The following is a 16,668-nucleotide window of genomic DNA, read 5'->3' as shown; positions in this document are numbered from 1 at the left end:
CCAGATTTAGCAAAGGCGATTGAAACTGCTTTTAGCCAAGTCTCCTTAAATGATATTTATAATTGGTTTACTCATTGTTGCTACTGTACTTCACCAGACTGAGAAACGCTATATTACATCAACTTTTAAATGAAGGAGCGTTAATTATTAAATGGGGACGAAAACTCAAAAATAAAGGCGATACTATTATCACAATTTAAATGCACAAGAGCTTATGACTGACGTGAACCTCGACAGCAATGGAAATATTACGATCGCACTCCTACCCCAAGACAATGGACAGTATATTTGCCGGTTGTCATCGTCTCTGAGCGATTCTCCTAGAGAAAATATACAATGCTACGGTCAAACCAAAGAACACGCGATCGCGATCGCCTTAGAACAACTAGCCGATGACTATCGCAAAATAGCAGAACAAAGACAAAATATAGCTTGGGACACCGTGGAGAGATCGGACTCTGGAGAGCCAATTACCAAGCATTACCATGTAATTCTGCACTACGAGCGCATTGCAGAGGAAGAATCGAAGTTTGAGGCAATGCACAATACCATTATGGGAAATACTGTGGTAGAGAATGCCAATATCACCGTGATTGAGATTGATCCAAATATACCAATTGAGGCATTAACGCGATCGTGGGATTGAAATCAACGAAATATAACGGTTTTTTACGACTTTAGTGCTATTGCGATCACCCAAGGCAAGCATAGCCCATCACCCACTCAATTCCAGCCTCATCTTTTGTCTGCACATCAATCTTTGTGATTCAAGCGAGAAGAATTTATCAATCTCAGCATAGTCATTTAAGTCGCCCAGATAAAAGCATCCACAACTCAACTACTGAACTTGTTATTTAACTAGCTCAACTGTTTTATAACCAGACGAACCCATAGAATCCTGATTCTGCCGTTGCTGGCGGATTGTTGCTAAATGCTCTAATGCTTGATTTAGTCCTCTTAAAATGTGCCTCTCATATCGGGCTAATTTATCTGTATCTGAAGGCAAAGCTAATGATTTTTGGTGTTCCTGCCTAATTTGTGCCTGCAAACTTTTCAGTTCTGCACTTCCACCTCTGTCATTTCCTGAATCAATAAGTGATTGCAGCTCATCAGGAAATTTAAAGACTTTTCCCGCATTGCTAAAGCCTTCATCCTTGCTGTTTGTGCTTGCTCTAGAACTTTATTAGCGATCGCGTTCTAAATAAAAACACAACTGTCATTTTTCAGATATGGTTATATGGGTATAAGGATGTAAGTATTCAGAACCCTTATACCCCATACCCTTTCACCCCCACACCCAATCCCCACAGACAATTGTGGTGCGTCACTATTGTATATTTTTAGTACAAAAATACTGCGAAAAGAACTGTCTTATAAATAAAGAAAACCCTCGTAAGTCTTAGCTCACAAGGGTTTCAGTTTCTAAGCGGGCGGCGGGAATCGAACCCGCATTAATAGCTTGGAAGGCTATAGTTTTACCACTAAACTACGCCCGCAAACAGAGGCTTCTATTCAATATAAATACAGTTCGTATACAAATAATACACAAGTACTGCTTATTTAGGCTTTGTTTTGCCTGTGTTTATTAATGAACTTGTATAAGTATAACAAGAAAAGTATCGGAACTACAACCCCTACTGGAAAATCTTATAAAGGAAGCATCACAGTAGAGTCAACCAATGGTAGATTGAGATTTAGAGTAGTAGGGCAGCTTTACACAGTAACTTTAGGTACATAGTATTTTTCATCCTAAATGAAATACGGCCAAGAATTATTAACCACAGATACACGCAGATAGCAATAGATAAATTTGTATCTTAGTAGACTAGAAAACGCTAGATAATCTGGCCATGTTTTTCAACAGATAAATTAACTATGTTCTATGAATTAAATATCTCGTCAGGACAATCTTAATATATTCCAATTTCTTCAGCTACTTAAATAAATAATGTATATAGAACTACAAAAGAAATTATTTAATTCAGTGCTAAAATTGATATATCATACAAAAACTATTAGATGATATTTGAAAACCATCAAGTATTTTGCTTGATTTTCTTAGTATAAGTATCCTAAATGAGACTCAAACAAATCTATTTCGTGTTCCCTGTTTCCAGTTACCTGTCTTTGTGAATTAGTTTGTCAATCAAATAGGACTAGTCTATGTCAATAGTTATCAGTTAGCCAGGCTTTGTAGCAATTTTTTGGGGAAAGACTTAACTGAAGAATTATCGATGAAAGTAAATTCTCAATCAATTGCCAACAAGTAGTCTAGATATAGGCGTATATTAAATTACTAAGTAAATTCGCTAATACTTTTCAAATAACCTCTAAGAAGCAACTCTCAAAGCACAAGCATCTTTGTGTGAAATAAATCTCAATAATTAGCTATTTGAGTAAATGCGAGTGCAAGAAATCAAAAAACATAACACCAAAATTTTTAGCTTGAACGTTCTGGCTTTTTTTGCAGCATTTGTCCAATCTACACGCGGTTTATGGCGCTACGGACAAACAGTATTAGGTATTATTTTCCGTCATCCTATTACTGGTACAAGTATTATTCCGATATTACCTGACGGTCGAATTGTCTTAATTCGACGGCGAGATAATGGTCTTTGGTCATTACCCGGAGGAATGGTGGACTGGGGAGAAGACATCCCGAATACAGTCCGCCGAGAATTAATAGAGGAAACAGGACTGGAATTAGTAGAAATTAAACGTTTAGTAGGTGTTTATTCTGCACCAGATAGAGATCCTCGCATTCATTCGATTTGCGTTGTGGTGGAAGCCGAAGTTAAAGGAAAAATGGAAATTCAAGATACTTTAGAAGTTATGGAAATCCAAGCTTTTTTTCCGAGTGCTTTACCTAAAGGCCCAATGTCTCATGACCATTCTCGACAGCTACAGGACTACTTAAACGGCTTGACAACGCTGGCGTAACAATACTTTAGATTTTCTCTGGGAGTTTTAATTACAAAATCCAATATAAAAACTACAATCTACTATGATGTAATTTTTATATATAAGATGGATACACTATTACGTAACTCCCGCAGAAAACTCTCTCAAGGATTGTTATTTTGGAGCGAGGCTGGTCAAGGTATTCCGGTGGTTTTGTTACATGGTGCTTGGAACGATAGTAGTCAGTGGTCATCTGTAATGGAAAAACTGGCGAAGAATTTCCATTGCTTTGCACCAGACTTGATAGGCTTTGGGGAGTCTGATAAGCCAAATATTCATCACTCAATAGATTTACAAGTAGAGTCGATCGCGGAACTACTGCAAGCCTTAAGACTGGAAAGAGTATACTTAGTAGGTCATTCTCTGGGAGGTTGGATTGCAGCGAGTTATACTTTGAAATATCCAGAACAGGTAGAAGGTTTAGTGCTGTTAGCACCAGAAGGTGTAGAAGTTGAGAAACAAGAAAAACGTTGGCAACAACGGCGTAAATTATTAGAATTTTCTCCGTTATTAGTGAAATTTTTCAAATTTATCAGACCAATCACTAAAATATTCGGTTGGCACGAAAAAATCGAGCAAGACCTAAAGCAACGCCAACATTTACTCAAATATCCTGCCGCTTGTCAGTTATTATTTCAAAGACAGACAGCAGAAATTAAAGCAGAGTTACTGCAAGATAAATTGCATTTAATTGAAGTTCCTGTGTTAATTTTACAAGGCGGACAAGATACTTCTGATGCTGTCTTTCAAAGCCAAACTTATAAACAATTAATTTCCCAAGTTGATTTTAAATTAGTGGCTCATGCTGGCAATGATTTACCAGAAGAGTGTGCCGGAATTGTAGCGGAAGAGATTCATGATTTTATTAAACATATATGATTTTTGAAATGCACGTAGTAGGATGTGTTAGCGACAGCATAGCACATCTAACGTAAAGCTTTTGGTGCGTTACTATCATTTGTCATTGGTAAGAGTTTCAAGCCTCTTGATGTTGTGTAAATGACTTACTTATTCAGGGTTTGTTGCCAATCAGCTACAGATATTCCTTCACTTTCAAACCGCGATATATGTTTTAAGTTTGTTGTGACAACTGTAACCTGATCAAAAATTTTTAGTTGCAAAATGGCTTGAGCAGCAAGAATTACATCTCCATCTAAGCTGTCATTACTGGCTGTGGGTTGACCTTGGTTTCTTACCCAAGCCCATAATTCGGCTGCTTTTATCATCGTTTCATGCGTTAGTGGTATTAGACAAATTTTGCTAAGTTGGTTGAGGCGCTCTATACTTTTTTGCTTTCCTTGTCTTAAAAGTTCACGTCGTAGCTCATAATCAGCTATTTCAGGAACACGTATAAGAGTTTCATCTTTTTGTAATGACTTTAACCATTGTTGGATTTTTGGATCTATCTTTGGATGCGTTACTTGACTCAATGGATTAGTATCCAACAAAATAACTCTACCCATGTGAGTTTTTATAATGATAGTTGATTGCGGTTCAAAGCTGACTCAATAGATGAATAAGTTTCTTCATCGTAATCTGATTCATCGGCCATCCATTCATCAACTAAATCTATCACCGCTTCTAAAGAATTATCCTGATTTGATTGTGATTCTAAAAATTTGCCTATTAAAGATTCATTCAGCTTACTATGTTCTCTAGCAGAGGCGTATATTATATGACCTTTGAGACTGGATGATGTAGTTATAGGAGGAAACGAGACAACTACATCTAAGTCTCTCGTTGTACTGGAAATAGATGTTTTCCTCTGATAGCTCCCAGAAAGAGGGTATAATTGAAACGAAGATTTTTCCTCAATCAAAGTATCAACTTTGGCTTTAAGTACTAGCAATTCTGCTAAAGTCAAATTATCTAAATTTTGCATGATTTCATAGATGTGTGTGGCTTTAGGCATATCTACGATTAGAAATAAGTATATGTTTCTATTTTAGCTTATAGTTGCTTTAGTATCTCTCAGTCAACCAATTATAGATTATCAACCGTTGCTATTCCCAAAAAAATTAAGTTTGGTTCTACAATCAAACGGGCTGTTATTTTTGGGTATAAAGTTTCCATATAGTTAAATAATAAGGTGCGATCGCCTCCTTTAATCACCACATTACTATTAGGATATAATTCCCACCAAGCTGTCATAAAATCTTTGATTCCAGCTAACAAGGTGTAGATAACACCACTTTGAATTGCATCTGGGGTATTTTGGGCAAACCTTGGCGGTAAAGATGTGAAAGTTTGCGTTTTTAACTGGGGTAACTGGCTGGTTTTTTGACCTAACGTTGCAAATTGTAAACCTAGCCCTGGCAAAATTGCACCGCCAACTAAATTCTGTTGACTATCTGCACCTGTAAAAGTGAGTGCGGTTCCAGCATCAATTACTAATATGGGAAATCCCAACTTTATCCCCGCACCCCACAAAGCCAAGGCGCGGTCAATTCCTAATGTGGGATAGGTATTTTTTAAAGGTACATTCTCTAAGGTAATTACTTTGACATTGGGGTAACTTTGCCAAAGTGCGGTTTGACTGGGAACAACAGAAGCAATTACCAGAGGAAGGGGACAAGGAAGGGTAAAAATCTTGGCGGGGAAATCATCTAAGGTTCGACCGTTACCTAACTGCTGTATAACTGAATCAGGTAGATAGTCTGTATTCCATGTACAGTCAAGGGTTTCGCCTACGAATAACCCCCAATGCAGTCGGGAATTACCTATCTCCAAAGCCAGCCAAGGTTTATGTATACGCGGTTTCACTCTTTTGATTTTTTTAAGATAACTATAGGTTTTTTAATAAAAATTTACATTTGAACCGTGTCAAAATAGAACAAGCGGAATAAATACTCATTGTGTTTGAGAGGGGATTTATGGTATCGCTCACCGAGAAAACGGAAAAAAGGTTGACAATACAGACTGAGGATATTTCTCAAGATACGACGGCAATTCGCTCTCTAGATTGGGATCGCGATCGCTTTGATATTGAGTTTGGTTTACAAAATGGTACTACCTACAACTCATTTTTGATTCGCGGTGAGCAGATTGCTTTAGTTGATACCTCCCATGAGAAGTTCCGTCATCTGTATTTTGATACGCTCACAGGATTGATTAATCCTCAAGATATCAATTATTTGATTGTCAGCCACACTGAGCCTGATCATAGCGGTTTAGTGAAAGATTTGTTACAAATAGCTCCAGAAATTACAGTTGTGGCTTCCAAAGTCGCAATTCAATTTTTGGAAGATTTGGTACATCAGCCATTTAAACGGCAGATTGTTAAAAATGGCGATCGCTTAGATTTAGGTAACGGTCACGAGATAGAATTTGTAATTGCGCCTAATTTACATTGGCCGGACACAATCTTCAGCTTCGACCATAAAACCCAAACCCTGTTTACCTGCGATGCTTTCGGGATGCACTATTGTTCCGATGCTACTTTTGACGAAGACTTAAAAACTATTGAAGCTGATTTTAAATATTACTATGAATGCCTGATGGGGCCGAATTCGCGCTCGGTATTGTCTGCAATGAAGCGGATGGGGGAATTACCAGCGATTAAAATGATTGCGACAGGTCACGGGCCGTTACTCTATCACAACGTTGAGGAACTCACCCAACGTTACCGCAAATGGAGTCAGAACCAAGCGAAACCAGAAACTACCGTTGGTGTATTTTACGTTTCAGAATACGGTTATAGCGATCGCCTCGCCCAAGCAATTATCAACGGTATCAACAAAACCGATGTCGCTGTAGAAGTAGTAGATTTGGGTTCAGCCACAGATTTACAAGAATTGCGCGAACTAGTTGGACGTTGTTCTGGATTAGTCATTGGTGCGCCGCCATCTGCTGGTGATACCATTGCTCAAGCCGCACTTAGTACTGTGTTAGGCTCGGCTAAAGATAAACAAGCCATTGGTATATTTGAAACCGGCGGCGGTAATGATGAGCCGACTTACCCCCTGTTGAACAAATTCCGGGCTTTAGGACTACATATCGCATTCCCAGTGATTCAACTTAGCGAAACACCCAGGGAAAATACTTATAAGCAGTGTGAAGAAGCAGGCACAGACTTAGGGCAGTGGGTAACGCGCGATCGCAGCATCAAAGCGATGAAAGCCCTGAGTGCAGACTTAGATAAAGCCTTGGGTAGACTCAGTGGCGGACTGTATATTATTACCGCCAAAAAAGGCGATGTCTCCAGCGCGATGTTAGCTTCCTGGGTAGCACAAGCCAGCTTTAAACCCTTGGGCTTTTCCATTGCAGTCGCTAAAGACCGGGCGATTGAATCCTTAATGCAAGTAGGCGATCGCTTTGTGTTAAACGTCTTAGAAGAAGGCAATTATCAAACACTCATGCGCCACTTCCTCAAACGGTTCGCCCCTGGTGCAGACCGCTTTGCAGGTGTGCGAACCCAAAGCGCCGAAGACGGTACACCCATCCTCGCCGACGCTTTAGCATATATGGAATGCGAAGTTGTTAGCCGGATGGACTGCGGCGACCACTGGGCGGTATACAGCACCGTCAATGGCGGCCGAGTTTCTAAACCGGAAGCACTGACAGCTGTGCATCATCGTAAGGTAGGAAATCACTACTAAAGACTTTTTAAAAGACGTTGCAGCGCAACGTCTTTTAAACTTTACCACTCAGCACTATATTCACTCGTTAGGGCTAGTACAGGTCGGCGGAAATAAAGATACCATTTCAAGTGAATGAAAAGCCTGTGATATGAGCTTTTTGACTTTTTACTTTTGACTTTTTACTTCCGCGTAGCGGTACTAGGTGCTTCCAAACATCCTCTTAGGAAAATTTGAAACTTTGAATGCCAGGTATAGTAATACCATTTTGGATTTTAGATTTTGGATTTTGGATTGGGAAATTGCTTACTGGCGAGCTTTTCAGTAACCCATTTGTCGCAATCATTTTTCAAATTGGTATAACACCTTTCCTCCTGCTATAACAGCCTACTACCTCAATCTGGCGTGGGCTGCCAAAATAATTCTTTCTGTTTCTTCCCAACCAATACATTTATCAGTTACAGAAACACCATACTTTAATTCTTCTGGTTTGCAATTTAATGGTTGATTGCCTTCATATAAATGCGATTCCAGCATCATCCCCACAATAGATGTATTGCCATCAATAATTTGCTGAATTACATCTTCAAATACCTGAGATTGCAATCGGTAATCTTTATTGGTATTGCCATGACTACAGTCAATCACGATTCTTGGTGGTAAATCAGAATCTTTTAATTTTTGTTCTACTAATTTGACATTAGCTGCATCGTAATTAGGCTGGTTTCCACCCCTTAAAATCACATGACCGTAAGGATTACCCATAGTTTGAAAAACGCTAACTTGTCCTTTATTATTGATCCCTAGAAAGTTATGGGGACTTTTTGCTGAGTGCAGGGCATTTAAAGCCACTTGAATGTTACCATCCGTTCCATTTTTAAAACCTACAGGCATAGAAAGCCCGCTAGACATTTCTCTGTGGGTTTGTGATTCTGTGGTTCTCGCCCCAATAGCAGACCAGGTAATTAATTCACTAATATATTGGGGGATGATTGGGTCTAAGGCTTCAGTCCCGGCGGGTAATTCTAATTCAGTAATTTTTAATAGTAAACTTCTAGCGGTTAATAAACCTTTTTCCACATGGAAAGAATCATCCATATCAGGGTCATTAATCAAACCTTTCCAACCTACTGTTGTTCTTGGTTTTTCAAAGTAAACTCTCATAACTAACAAGAGTTTATCTTTGACTTGATCTGCTAAAACTTTCAATTTTTCAGCATACTCTATCGCTGCTTTGGTATCATGGATAGAACATGGCCCAACTACAATAAATTTTCTACTATCTTGAAAATCTAAAATATTTTCTAGTTCTTGTCTATATTTTAATACTGTATGTTCTGCCGATTTCGTAATTGGCAATCTTGTCTTAACGTCGTGAGGCGTTAATAAGATATGAGAACTTTTAATGTTAGTATTAGATAATTTGTTGTGCATGTAGACGCTCTGGAGATTAGAATGCTCTCGTTACTTGAGAGAAAAGTAATATACACATTTTAAGTCAAAAGCACAATAATCTCTGCCTTGATTTTTATTTAAACAGACTTTATTCCTGAGTCTATTGATAGTTTAACTGTAATTGGTGGCGGGGAGAATTGGAGCGATCGCCCCAATTCTCCCCATTAATAAAAAAGGGGCAAATATCGCCCCGTTCACGTCTAACTCATGTCAGAGAATCTTGTTATTGCCAGACAAATACCTTAGCCTCATAAGGGCCAAGATCAGTCATAATCCCATTATCGCCAGCCTCTACATCATAATTGCCCGTCCACTCGTGCCAAGTACCGCCACAAGGGAAATTAGGAACGTGATAGCCAGCTAAAAAGTTTTCGGAAAAATTTGCTACCACAACTACACGGGAACCTTCATCATTCCATCGACTATAAGCCAACACTTTAGCTTCGTGATTTTCGTGGATGAAATCAATATTTGCTGTATACAAAGCATGGTTATTTTTGCGTAGATGAATCAAGCCTTTGTAGTAATTAAATAAACCACCGTTTAAATCATTACTTAGTAGTGTCCACTCAATTTTTGATGATTCTTGGGTTTTAGGTTTATATTCACCAAACTCTTGTCCCATCCATACCAAAGGTACACCCACAGCCGTCATCAAAATAGCTACACCTAATTTGATGCGTCTAAAAGCTTCTTCATCGAAAATATTCCGATTACCTAACTCAACCATTACCCGATTATGGTCATGGTTGGTGAGATAATTAACCACATTAGTCGCACCCATGAAACCTTGACGTTTCGGATCAATCACATCTTTGAGGTTTTCTAAATCAAAACTATCGCCGCAAATATGTGCTGTAACTGTGTGCATAAAGCTATCATGCCAACAACCATCCATTGGGCCATCAATATTAGTAATACTGGTTGTTTCTGGGATATGTTCAGCAACATTATAAAAAGGTTTCGCACCAGCAGTTTTTTTCGCTTCTTGAACTATCCAGTGCATAAAATCGTAATTGGCAATTTGTCTGGCAGCATCGTAGCGAATGCCATCTACATGATATTCTTCAATCCAAAAACGGACTGTATCGCCAATAAATTTACGGGCGGGATAAGTCTCTAAATTTTCATCGTAGAATTCATAATTAAATTCTGGCCCCCAGCTATTATCAGGGTCACGCGGTGCATGATGATACCAATAATCATGGTCTATTTGGGTTAAAGGGCTAGAAGATTCTGAGTGATTATAAATCCCATCCATAATCACCCGAATTCCTCGACTATGGCATTCGTCAACGAGTTGCTTTAATTCATTTGTAGAACCATAACTCGATTCAGGTGCAAAAAAATATCTTGGGTTATAACCCCAACTATAATTACCAGGATATTCTTTAACTGGTAGTAATTCAATAGCGTTAATTCCTAAATCACATAAATAATCTAACTTTTCAATAACGTGTTTATATTTCCCTCTCGCATCAGGGTCATCTTCACCACCAGAAAAATCACCAACGTGTAATTCATAAATCACTAGTTCATGGTCTGGCGGTAAAGGTTTATCATCATGATGCCAGACATAAGTATCAACAATTTTTTGTCCATCCTTAATACGAATTACACCATTATCTTTACCACCAATTTCGTCAACATCGGTTGCATAAGGGTCTGTAACATCTACCCATTGATCTGCTTCAAAAAACCACGATTTTGACTGCACACGGAATTTATATTTATAAACCCCATCTTCTAATTCTACAGTTGTACGGAAATAACCATCTTCTCCTTTTATCATTGGAATTTCTTGCCAATCACAAAAAGAACCTATTAACGCAGCGCCTTCGTTATAAGGTGCAAATAAACTAAATTCAATGGGATTAGCCATAAAAAATTTTCAAGTATATAAAGCGAATATCAGTATTTTCGTAATAATTAATCAATTTGCAAATCGGTCTACAGAAATAATTCAATAATCCCTCCTCTATCTGTAGAGGGACTAGTTAATGTCTAAATGGGTGTTTTTTAGAGTTTAATTCCTATCAATGCTGAATATTTGGCTATTATCAGCTATCTACCATCATGCGATAGATTTTATTAAATATGTAAAATTAGTTTTGTATATATAAGATTTATATTTGATTTAGGAAATACAAGTAGCAAAAAATTGTAGGTTGGGTGTAACGCAGTGAAACCCAACATTTTTATACTAAGTTGCTTTCAGATGTATTCCTACTCCCACCCCAGGTTACTATCTTTGACTGCAACTTGGTATTAGGATTTTGTTGGGTTACGCTTCGCTTCACCCAACCTACCTTTAATACAAGATACCCGATTTATTCAATAATTCAGGTATCTTACAGTTTAATGAATAATTGAGGATTGGTATATCAAAATTTCCCAATGACTATAATTCGGGATTTTGTTGTCGCCAATAACTTAATAACCAATTGGCGGCTGTGGCTCGGCGTGTTTCTCTGGGTGTAAATTCCCCAATTTTGTAACCTTTAAATCCCAACTTTTCTTTAAGGCTTTGCTTGTATTCTGTGGGAATTGAACGTGTTAATTTCATGGTTGCGGGACGACTTGCGAGAAAGTTTGGTGGTTCTGGGTATTCATCTCGCCATTCTGGTAAAACTTCGTTGTTTTCCCATTGATCAGTTGTGGGGTTATAGCGATATCCCAAGTAATACCAAACTAATTGATTGACTGTTACATCATCAATTTGATCCTTGAGGATTCCCCAAATTGTATCAGGATTCAAAGGTGGTAAATTAGACATAAGCAAGGCAGAATTCAAACTTTAAAATTAGCAGATTGATAGATGCTAGTCTGTAATTAGAGATGCAGCCTTCTATAGATGACGGCAAGGTACAAACAATAATTTATCATTATCTTTACTTACTCTTACAGCGAGTATGGCTATTTCTATACTGCTAAAGTGGAGCTAGATGAATTTAAACACTATTGCAGAAAATGAACGCAGATAAATTTATCCTCTGGTAGATGAGGAAACGCTATTTTTTCCTAAAACAGTTATCGGCAAAAACTTGAGTGTGTAATTAAAATTTTGTTCTCGATTCACATAACAGGTAGACTGGAAAGCGTAAAGAATTGACCAGTTTATGCAAGATTCCACACAAGTACCACAAATAATTCGCGCCCATGTCTTAATTTCTGGCCGAGTTCAAGGAGTAGGCTATCGTTATGCAACAGTTGATACCGCCAGCCAGTTGGGTTTAACTGGTTGGGTACGAAATCTACCTGATGGTAGGGTAGAGGCGGTATTTGAAGGGGTGCGGGAGGTTGTCGAGGAAATGATTCGCTGGTGTTATTCGGGGCCACCTGCGGCTGTGGTGCAAGGGGTGGTGACTGAGTATGAAGAACCAGAAGGCTTGCGGGGGTTTGAGGTTAAGTAGTTTGGGAAAGTGGGAATACGTGGGTATAAAGGTGTAAGGGTTGTGATATCAAATCGATATGAAGAAGCATATAATTAGCCTGCGTTCGGCTTTGCAGTTGCCGATAGGTTAGGCAGGCTTTGTTTGTATAGTCCTAGACTTCCAGTCTCTTGGGTTTATTCCAGAGTTACTGTATTCTTCCCTAGTTTTTTGAACCGTTTACACTCATACATTTTCATATCTGCAAGGGTGATGAGTTGGTCTAAGGGGAGGGGTTGATGAGGATCATAAGCTTGAAAACCCATACTCATCGACAGTTGAAATGGTCGGTTTTGGCGATGGTTGTATTCCTTAATGGCTGTTTGCAATCGCTGTTGAATCACTTCCGAACTGGGGTCTCGTCCTTGTAGCAGCACAACAAATTCATCACCTCCCAATCTGGCTAAAATGTCAGACTCACGAAAAGTATTTTTGAGTAAATCCGCCGCCGAGGTGATTGCATTATCACCCATTTCATGTCCTAAAGTATCATTAATGGTTTTGAGTCCATCCAAATCAATAAACAGTAAGCCAGTGGGAATTTGCGATCGCTGAATTTGTTTTAATTGCTGTTGTGCCAAAATCACAAAGCCACGCCGATTGTACAATCCTGTTAACTCATCTGTAATGGAAAGACGACGGATTTCGGCTTCTGCGGCTTTGCGATCGCTAATTTCTTGTTGGAGATGGGTATTAATTGCTGCTAAAGCCGCCGTGCGATCGCTGACTCGCTGTTCTAATTCTGCATACACTTGCACATTTTCCATTGCTACGGCTGTGGTATCTGCTAAAGCCTGTAATAACTTGACTTCTTCGGGGGTTGGCTGATGAAATTTTGCCCAATAAATACCGATAGCACCAATTGGATCAAATGTGCGAATTGGCACCATCACCATACTTTTCACAAAAGTAGGTTTATAAGCTACATGGGGAACCCGGAGATCATCATACACATCACTAATAACTGCTGGTTGACGGTTTAACATTGCCCAACCACCAAGACAGATATTCATCGGGAATCGCTGACCTTTCCACAAAGGAGCGATCGCATTTTCATCAACGTAATAGCAATAACCATTGTCTCGTAAAATAAAACTAGCTCCATCAGACCCAGTGATTTGCCGCGCTGCTACCCTCACAATTTCGATAACGCGCTCTAGAGTATGGGCGAGGGATAAATCTTGAACTACTACCAATAAGTTTTCCATTGCTCGTAAATATACCTGTGTCGAAGTATCTTTAATATCTAAGACCAGTGAGCAATGTAGCGGTGATTCAACATTTTTAGTCATATATCCCTCAATAAGCCATTAAATGGATACTTCCCTCTGAGGATTATTCAGTATAATTTTGTAAAAAAATGTAATATGTAGATTTTTATTTTTCCAGCATCAGACCATACACGGTATGATGCTCTGTGCATTTATGGTTAGCTTTGCAAAATAATGCTGGATTGGCTTTATCGTTACCCGACGCTCTACCCTGGTGTTTTACTCAAACGCTACAAACGGTTTTTTGCTGATGTGCAGCTTACTGATGGTCAAATCGTCACAGCCCATTGTCCCAACACAGGGCCGATGACTGGAGTTTCTACCCTTGGTAGTTTGGTGCAATTATCTCGCAGTGATAACCCTAACCGTAAACTGGCTTACACCCTAGAACTGATTCAAGTCTATGATCAGGAGCCGACTTGGGTAGGTGTCAACACAGCTTTACCTAATCGCATTGTCAAACTAGCTTTAGCAAAATACTTATTTCCCGAATTGGGTAACTACAGCCAAATCAAAGGTGAAGTGGTTTATGGCGTAGATAAAAAAAGTCGCGTGGATTTTTTGTTAACAGGTAATGAGACAGAACGCCCGATATATTTAGAAGTTAAAAATACAACTTGGACGCAAGGAACCTTAGCATTATTTCCTGATACAGAAACCACGAGAGGACAAAAACACCTGCGCGAATTAATGGCGCTGCTACCAACCAATCGGGCTGTGATGTTGTACTTTATCAACCGGGGTGATTGTACAGAGTTTGCCCCTGGTGATACCACAGATCCAGTATATGGTCAGTTATTGCGACAAGCGATCGCCCTTGGTTTAGAAGTATTACCTTGTCGCTTTGATATTTCTCCCGAAGGTATCCGTTATTTAGGTTTGGCAAAACTCATCGTTTAAATTGAGAACTTACGTACCAAGATTATCTGTGAAAAATGGGTGTATGGGTGAAATCAAGTCAAAAGTCAAAAGTTAAAAGTCAAAAATTCTCTTAACTTTTGAATTTTGACTTCTCTGTAAGAGTGTAGATGTTTCAAATCTTTACCCCCTACACCCTGACACTCATTCTCAACAGACCACAGCCTTATTAAAGTTGATGCGTAGCCAGAAAAGCTTCGACTTCTGCGGCTGTTGGTTGAGAAGCGATCGCACCTGGTTTAATCGTAGTTAATGCTCCCACCGCACTAGCATAAGTAACAATGCGTTTGGCGGTTTCTGCATCTTCTAGTTTTTTGATCCCATGCTGACTTAATTGGTGGATAAATCCCGCTAAAAAGCTATCTCCCGCGCCAGTGGTGTCAGCTACTTTCACCGGGAAAGAAGGTAATATTCCTTCGTTACCACTTAAGCAATAGGCGCAACCTTTATCACCATCAGTTATCAGCACCCCTTCCACAGAATCTAAACGGTAAGTAATGGCTCCTGCATCGGCGGTATCAAACAGCCATTCTGCTTCCTCTTTGGAGAGTTTGAGAAAGTCAATCCGCTTAAATGTATCTTGAATTTTTTGCCGCGCAATATTTTGGTCGTGCCAAAATACTGGTCGCCAGTTGACATCTAGCACAATTTTCAGGTCAAATTGTTCTGCTAAATCTAAAGCGCGATAAACTGCCTGTTCACTGTCAGGATAGGCTAATTCTAAAGTACCCAAAACCAGAAACTCTGCCTCTTGAAACAACGCAGTGGGTAATTGCTTGGCTTGTAGACGGGTGTCGGCAAATTCAGATGTATCATACTGACCGAAGCCAGCGAAACTGCGATCGCCTGCCAAATCTCGCACTACATACACCTGTCGCGTTGGCGCAGTCGGATGACGTTGCACACCCGTTATATCTACCCCAACTTCCTGGAGTAACTGAACCAGCTCATTCCCCGGTTCATCTTCACCTACAGAGCCAACAAATCCGGCGGAAGTTCCGAGTTTCACCAACGCACAGGCCACATTAGCTGGCGCTCCTCCAGGGTAAGGAGTCCAAGACTGTACCTCCTCCAACTTTAGCCCCAATTGATCGGCTAAACAATCAAACAGAATTTCACCAAGACACAAAACACGGGGATTGCTCATCTCACTTTAGATTTGCGATTTAGGTTGAGGAAGCAAAGAATAATCCTGACATCAGAATTTTTCTGCCTAAACCCAGAACTTTATATTCTGAGTTTTTCCTATTGACCCCTAACTTTTCAGTTCTTGTGAGGTCAGTATAAAATCTACAACAATCTTGTTGTTCTGTCGCCAGTCCTTCATAGAATTAAATAGCAATTTTTGTTACTCCTACTGAATCTGTAGGCTTTAATATCAGCTTTTATTTACCAGTGACAATACTTAATAAAATCTTCAGAATAAGTGCTAAAAATAACATTTATTTTGTGATATATAAATTTTCTCTTCGATTAAACTTGAAAAAAATTATTGTCAATCGTATTACAGCTAACACTTCAAATCCCTACCAACAAAAGAATCTTCTAGAATTAAAGAGAGTGATTAAGTACATATACCAAGGGAGGATAGAATCAGTCATGGCTGGTGGCGAGTCCCAGACCCCTGTTACTCTGTCAGACAGAGAACTGCAAATTATCGACTTAGTGGCCGCTGGCTTAACTAACCAAGAGATTGCAGCAAAATTGGAAATTAGCAAGCGAACAGTTGATAACCACATCAGCAATATTCTCACCAAAACCCAAACAGAAAACCGGGTGGCACTTGTGCGCTGGGCTTTACAGTGGGGCAAGGTCTGTTTGGATGATGTGAATTGCTGTCCTCTGCCTAAGCAAAACGAATGAATTGCTAACACAGATGCGGTCAATGGCGTTTGGCAGATGCCATAAATCGCGTCTAATCTGGCGATAAATTTAATTTGGCGTGCAGCTACGACATTTTCATGGTTCACTGCTTGTTTTACTCCTCACGCATCTATTTCAGCGTGAACCTCTAGTTCTCGCTAGTATCAACATCAGGCAGAACAGATTACTGAG

16 protein-coding genes and 1 tRNA gene are annotated in these 16,668 nt (G+C 39.4%); 7 read left to right on the top strand and 10 right to left on the bottom strand.

What is annotated here, in order from left to right; all coding sequences use genetic code 11:
* The first annotated feature begins 214 nt into the window (after nucleotides 1–214).
* Entirely contained in the window at nucleotides 215–646 is a 432-nt protein-coding gene (locus H6G28_RS31325) for a hypothetical protein (RefSeq protein WP_190676777.1), read from the top strand.
* Nucleotides 647–850: 204 nt separating this feature from the next.
* On the opposite strand, the gene H6G28_RS31320 is transcribed toward H6G28_RS31325, so the two are convergent.
* A complete protein-coding gene (locus tag H6G28_RS31320; protein ID WP_242048755.1) occupies nucleotides 851–1,048 on the bottom strand; it encodes a hypothetical protein in 198 nt (65 codons plus the stop codon).
* Nucleotides 1,049–1,425: 377 nt separating this feature from the next.
* Nucleotides 1,426–1,496: transfer RNA gene (locus H6G28_RS31315), tRNA-Gly, on the bottom strand.
* A gap of 949 nt (nucleotides 1,497–2,445) precedes the next feature.
* Between H6G28_RS31315 and H6G28_RS31310 the strand changes: the two genes are divergently transcribed.
* Together H6G28_RS31310 and H6G28_RS31305 are read left to right on the top strand one after the other, a co-directional pair.
* On the top strand, nucleotides 2,446–2,940 hold the full coding sequence (locus tag H6G28_RS31310) for an NUDIX hydrolase (RefSeq protein ID WP_190676784.1): 495 nt from the start codon (nucleotides 2,446–2,448) through the stop codon (nucleotides 2,938–2,940).
* 87 nt (nucleotides 2,941–3,027) lie between these two features.
* Nucleotides 3,028–3,840 (top strand): alpha/beta fold hydrolase, encoded by an 813-nt coding sequence (locus H6G28_RS31305; protein ID WP_190594977.1) that lies wholly within the window; start codon nucleotides 3,028–3,030, stop codon nucleotides 3,838–3,840.
* A gap of 125 nt (nucleotides 3,841–3,965) precedes the next feature.
* Here the strand turns inward: H6G28_RS31305 and H6G28_RS31300 are convergent, their stop codons facing one another.
* The 3 genes from H6G28_RS31300 to H6G28_RS31290 form a co-directional block, all read right to left on the bottom strand.
* Entirely contained in the window at nucleotides 3,966–4,424 is a 459-nt protein-coding gene (locus tag H6G28_RS31300; protein WP_190594976.1) for a type II toxin-antitoxin system VapC family toxin, read from the bottom strand.
* A gap of 8 nt (nucleotides 4,425–4,432) precedes the next feature.
* Nucleotides 4,433–4,873, bottom strand: coding sequence for a hypothetical protein (locus tag H6G28_RS31295; RefSeq protein ID WP_190594975.1), 441 nt, complete (start codon nucleotides 4,871–4,873; stop codon nucleotides 4,433–4,435).
* Between the two features lie 71 nt (nucleotides 4,874–4,944).
* Nucleotides 4,945–5,733 (bottom strand): pantothenate kinase, encoded by a 789-nt coding sequence (locus H6G28_RS31290; protein WP_190676782.1) that lies wholly within the window; start codon nucleotides 5,731–5,733, stop codon nucleotides 4,945–4,947.
* Nucleotides 5,734–5,834: 101 nt separating this feature from the next.
* On the opposite strand from H6G28_RS31290, the gene H6G28_RS31285 reads away from it, so the two are divergent.
* Nucleotides 5,835–7,559, top strand: coding sequence for a diflavin flavoprotein (locus H6G28_RS31285; RefSeq protein ID WP_190676775.1), 1,725 nt, complete (start codon nucleotides 5,835–5,837; stop codon nucleotides 7,557–7,559).
* A gap of 369 nt (nucleotides 7,560–7,928) precedes the next feature.
* Here H6G28_RS31285 and H6G28_RS31280 read toward each other — a convergent pair whose 3' ends face one another.
* The 3 genes from H6G28_RS31280 to H6G28_RS31270 form a co-directional block, all read right to left on the bottom strand.
* The gene (locus H6G28_RS31280) at nucleotides 7,929–8,972 is read right to left on the bottom strand and encodes a 3-deoxy-7-phosphoheptulonate synthase (RefSeq protein ID WP_190594973.1); all 1,044 of its coding nucleotides are present in this window, start codon (nucleotides 8,970–8,972) and stop codon (nucleotides 7,929–7,931) included.
* Nucleotides 8,973–9,216: 244 nt separating this feature from the next.
* Nucleotides 9,217–10,875 carry an alpha-amylase family glycosyl hydrolase gene (locus H6G28_RS31275; protein WP_190676773.1) on the bottom strand — a complete coding sequence of 553 codons (1,659 nt, stop codon included), beginning with the start codon at nucleotides 10,873–10,875 and terminating at the stop codon, nucleotides 9,217–9,219.
* Nucleotides 10,876–11,394: 519 nt separating this feature from the next.
* The gene (locus H6G28_RS31270; protein WP_190676771.1) at nucleotides 11,395–11,769 is read right to left on the bottom strand and encodes a DUF1823 family protein; all 375 of its coding nucleotides are present in this window, start codon (nucleotides 11,767–11,769) and stop codon (nucleotides 11,395–11,397) included.
* A 343-nt stretch (nucleotides 11,770–12,112) separates the two neighbouring features.
* On the opposite strand from H6G28_RS31270, the gene H6G28_RS31265 reads away from it, so the two are divergent.
* Complete coding sequence (locus H6G28_RS31265) at nucleotides 12,113–12,406, top strand: acylphosphatase (protein WP_190676769.1); 294 nt, start codon at nucleotides 12,113–12,115, stop codon at nucleotides 12,404–12,406.
* Nucleotides 12,407–12,561: 155 nt separating this feature from the next.
* Here the strand turns inward: H6G28_RS31265 and H6G28_RS31260 are convergent, their stop codons facing one another.
* Nucleotides 12,562–13,716, bottom strand: coding sequence for a sensor domain-containing diguanylate cyclase (locus H6G28_RS31260; RefSeq protein WP_190676767.1), 1,155 nt, complete (start codon nucleotides 13,714–13,716; stop codon nucleotides 12,562–12,564).
* Between the two features lie 153 nt (nucleotides 13,717–13,869).
* Between H6G28_RS31260 and sfsA the strand changes: the two genes are divergently transcribed.
* Complete coding sequence (gene sfsA / locus H6G28_RS31255; RefSeq protein WP_190676766.1) at nucleotides 13,870–14,595, top strand: DNA/RNA nuclease SfsA; 726 nt, start codon at nucleotides 13,870–13,872, stop codon at nucleotides 14,593–14,595.
* Nucleotides 14,596–14,782: 187 nt separating this feature from the next.
* Here the strand turns inward: sfsA and H6G28_RS31250 are convergent, their stop codons facing one another.
* Nucleotides 14,783–15,760, bottom strand: a complete 978-nt coding sequence (locus H6G28_RS31250; protein WP_190594967.1) for a carbohydrate kinase family protein — start codon at nucleotides 15,758–15,760, stop codon at nucleotides 14,783–14,785.
* A 452-nt stretch (nucleotides 15,761–16,212) separates the two neighbouring features.
* Between H6G28_RS31250 and pedR the strand changes: the two genes are divergently transcribed.
* Nucleotides 16,213–16,476 carry a photosynthetic electron transport-dependent transcriptional regulator PedR gene (gene pedR / locus H6G28_RS31245; protein ID WP_190594981.1) on the top strand — a complete coding sequence of 88 codons (264 nt, stop codon included), beginning with the start codon at nucleotides 16,213–16,215 and terminating at the stop codon, nucleotides 16,474–16,476.
* Nucleotides 16,477–16,668: the final 192 nt, after the last annotated feature.

Source organism: Nostoc sp. FACHB-190, assembly GCF_014696905.1.
GTDB lineage: Bacteria > Cyanobacteriota > Cyanobacteriia > Cyanobacteriales > Nostocaceae > Nostoc_B.
This window is presented reverse-complemented; position numbering and strand designations above follow the sequence as displayed.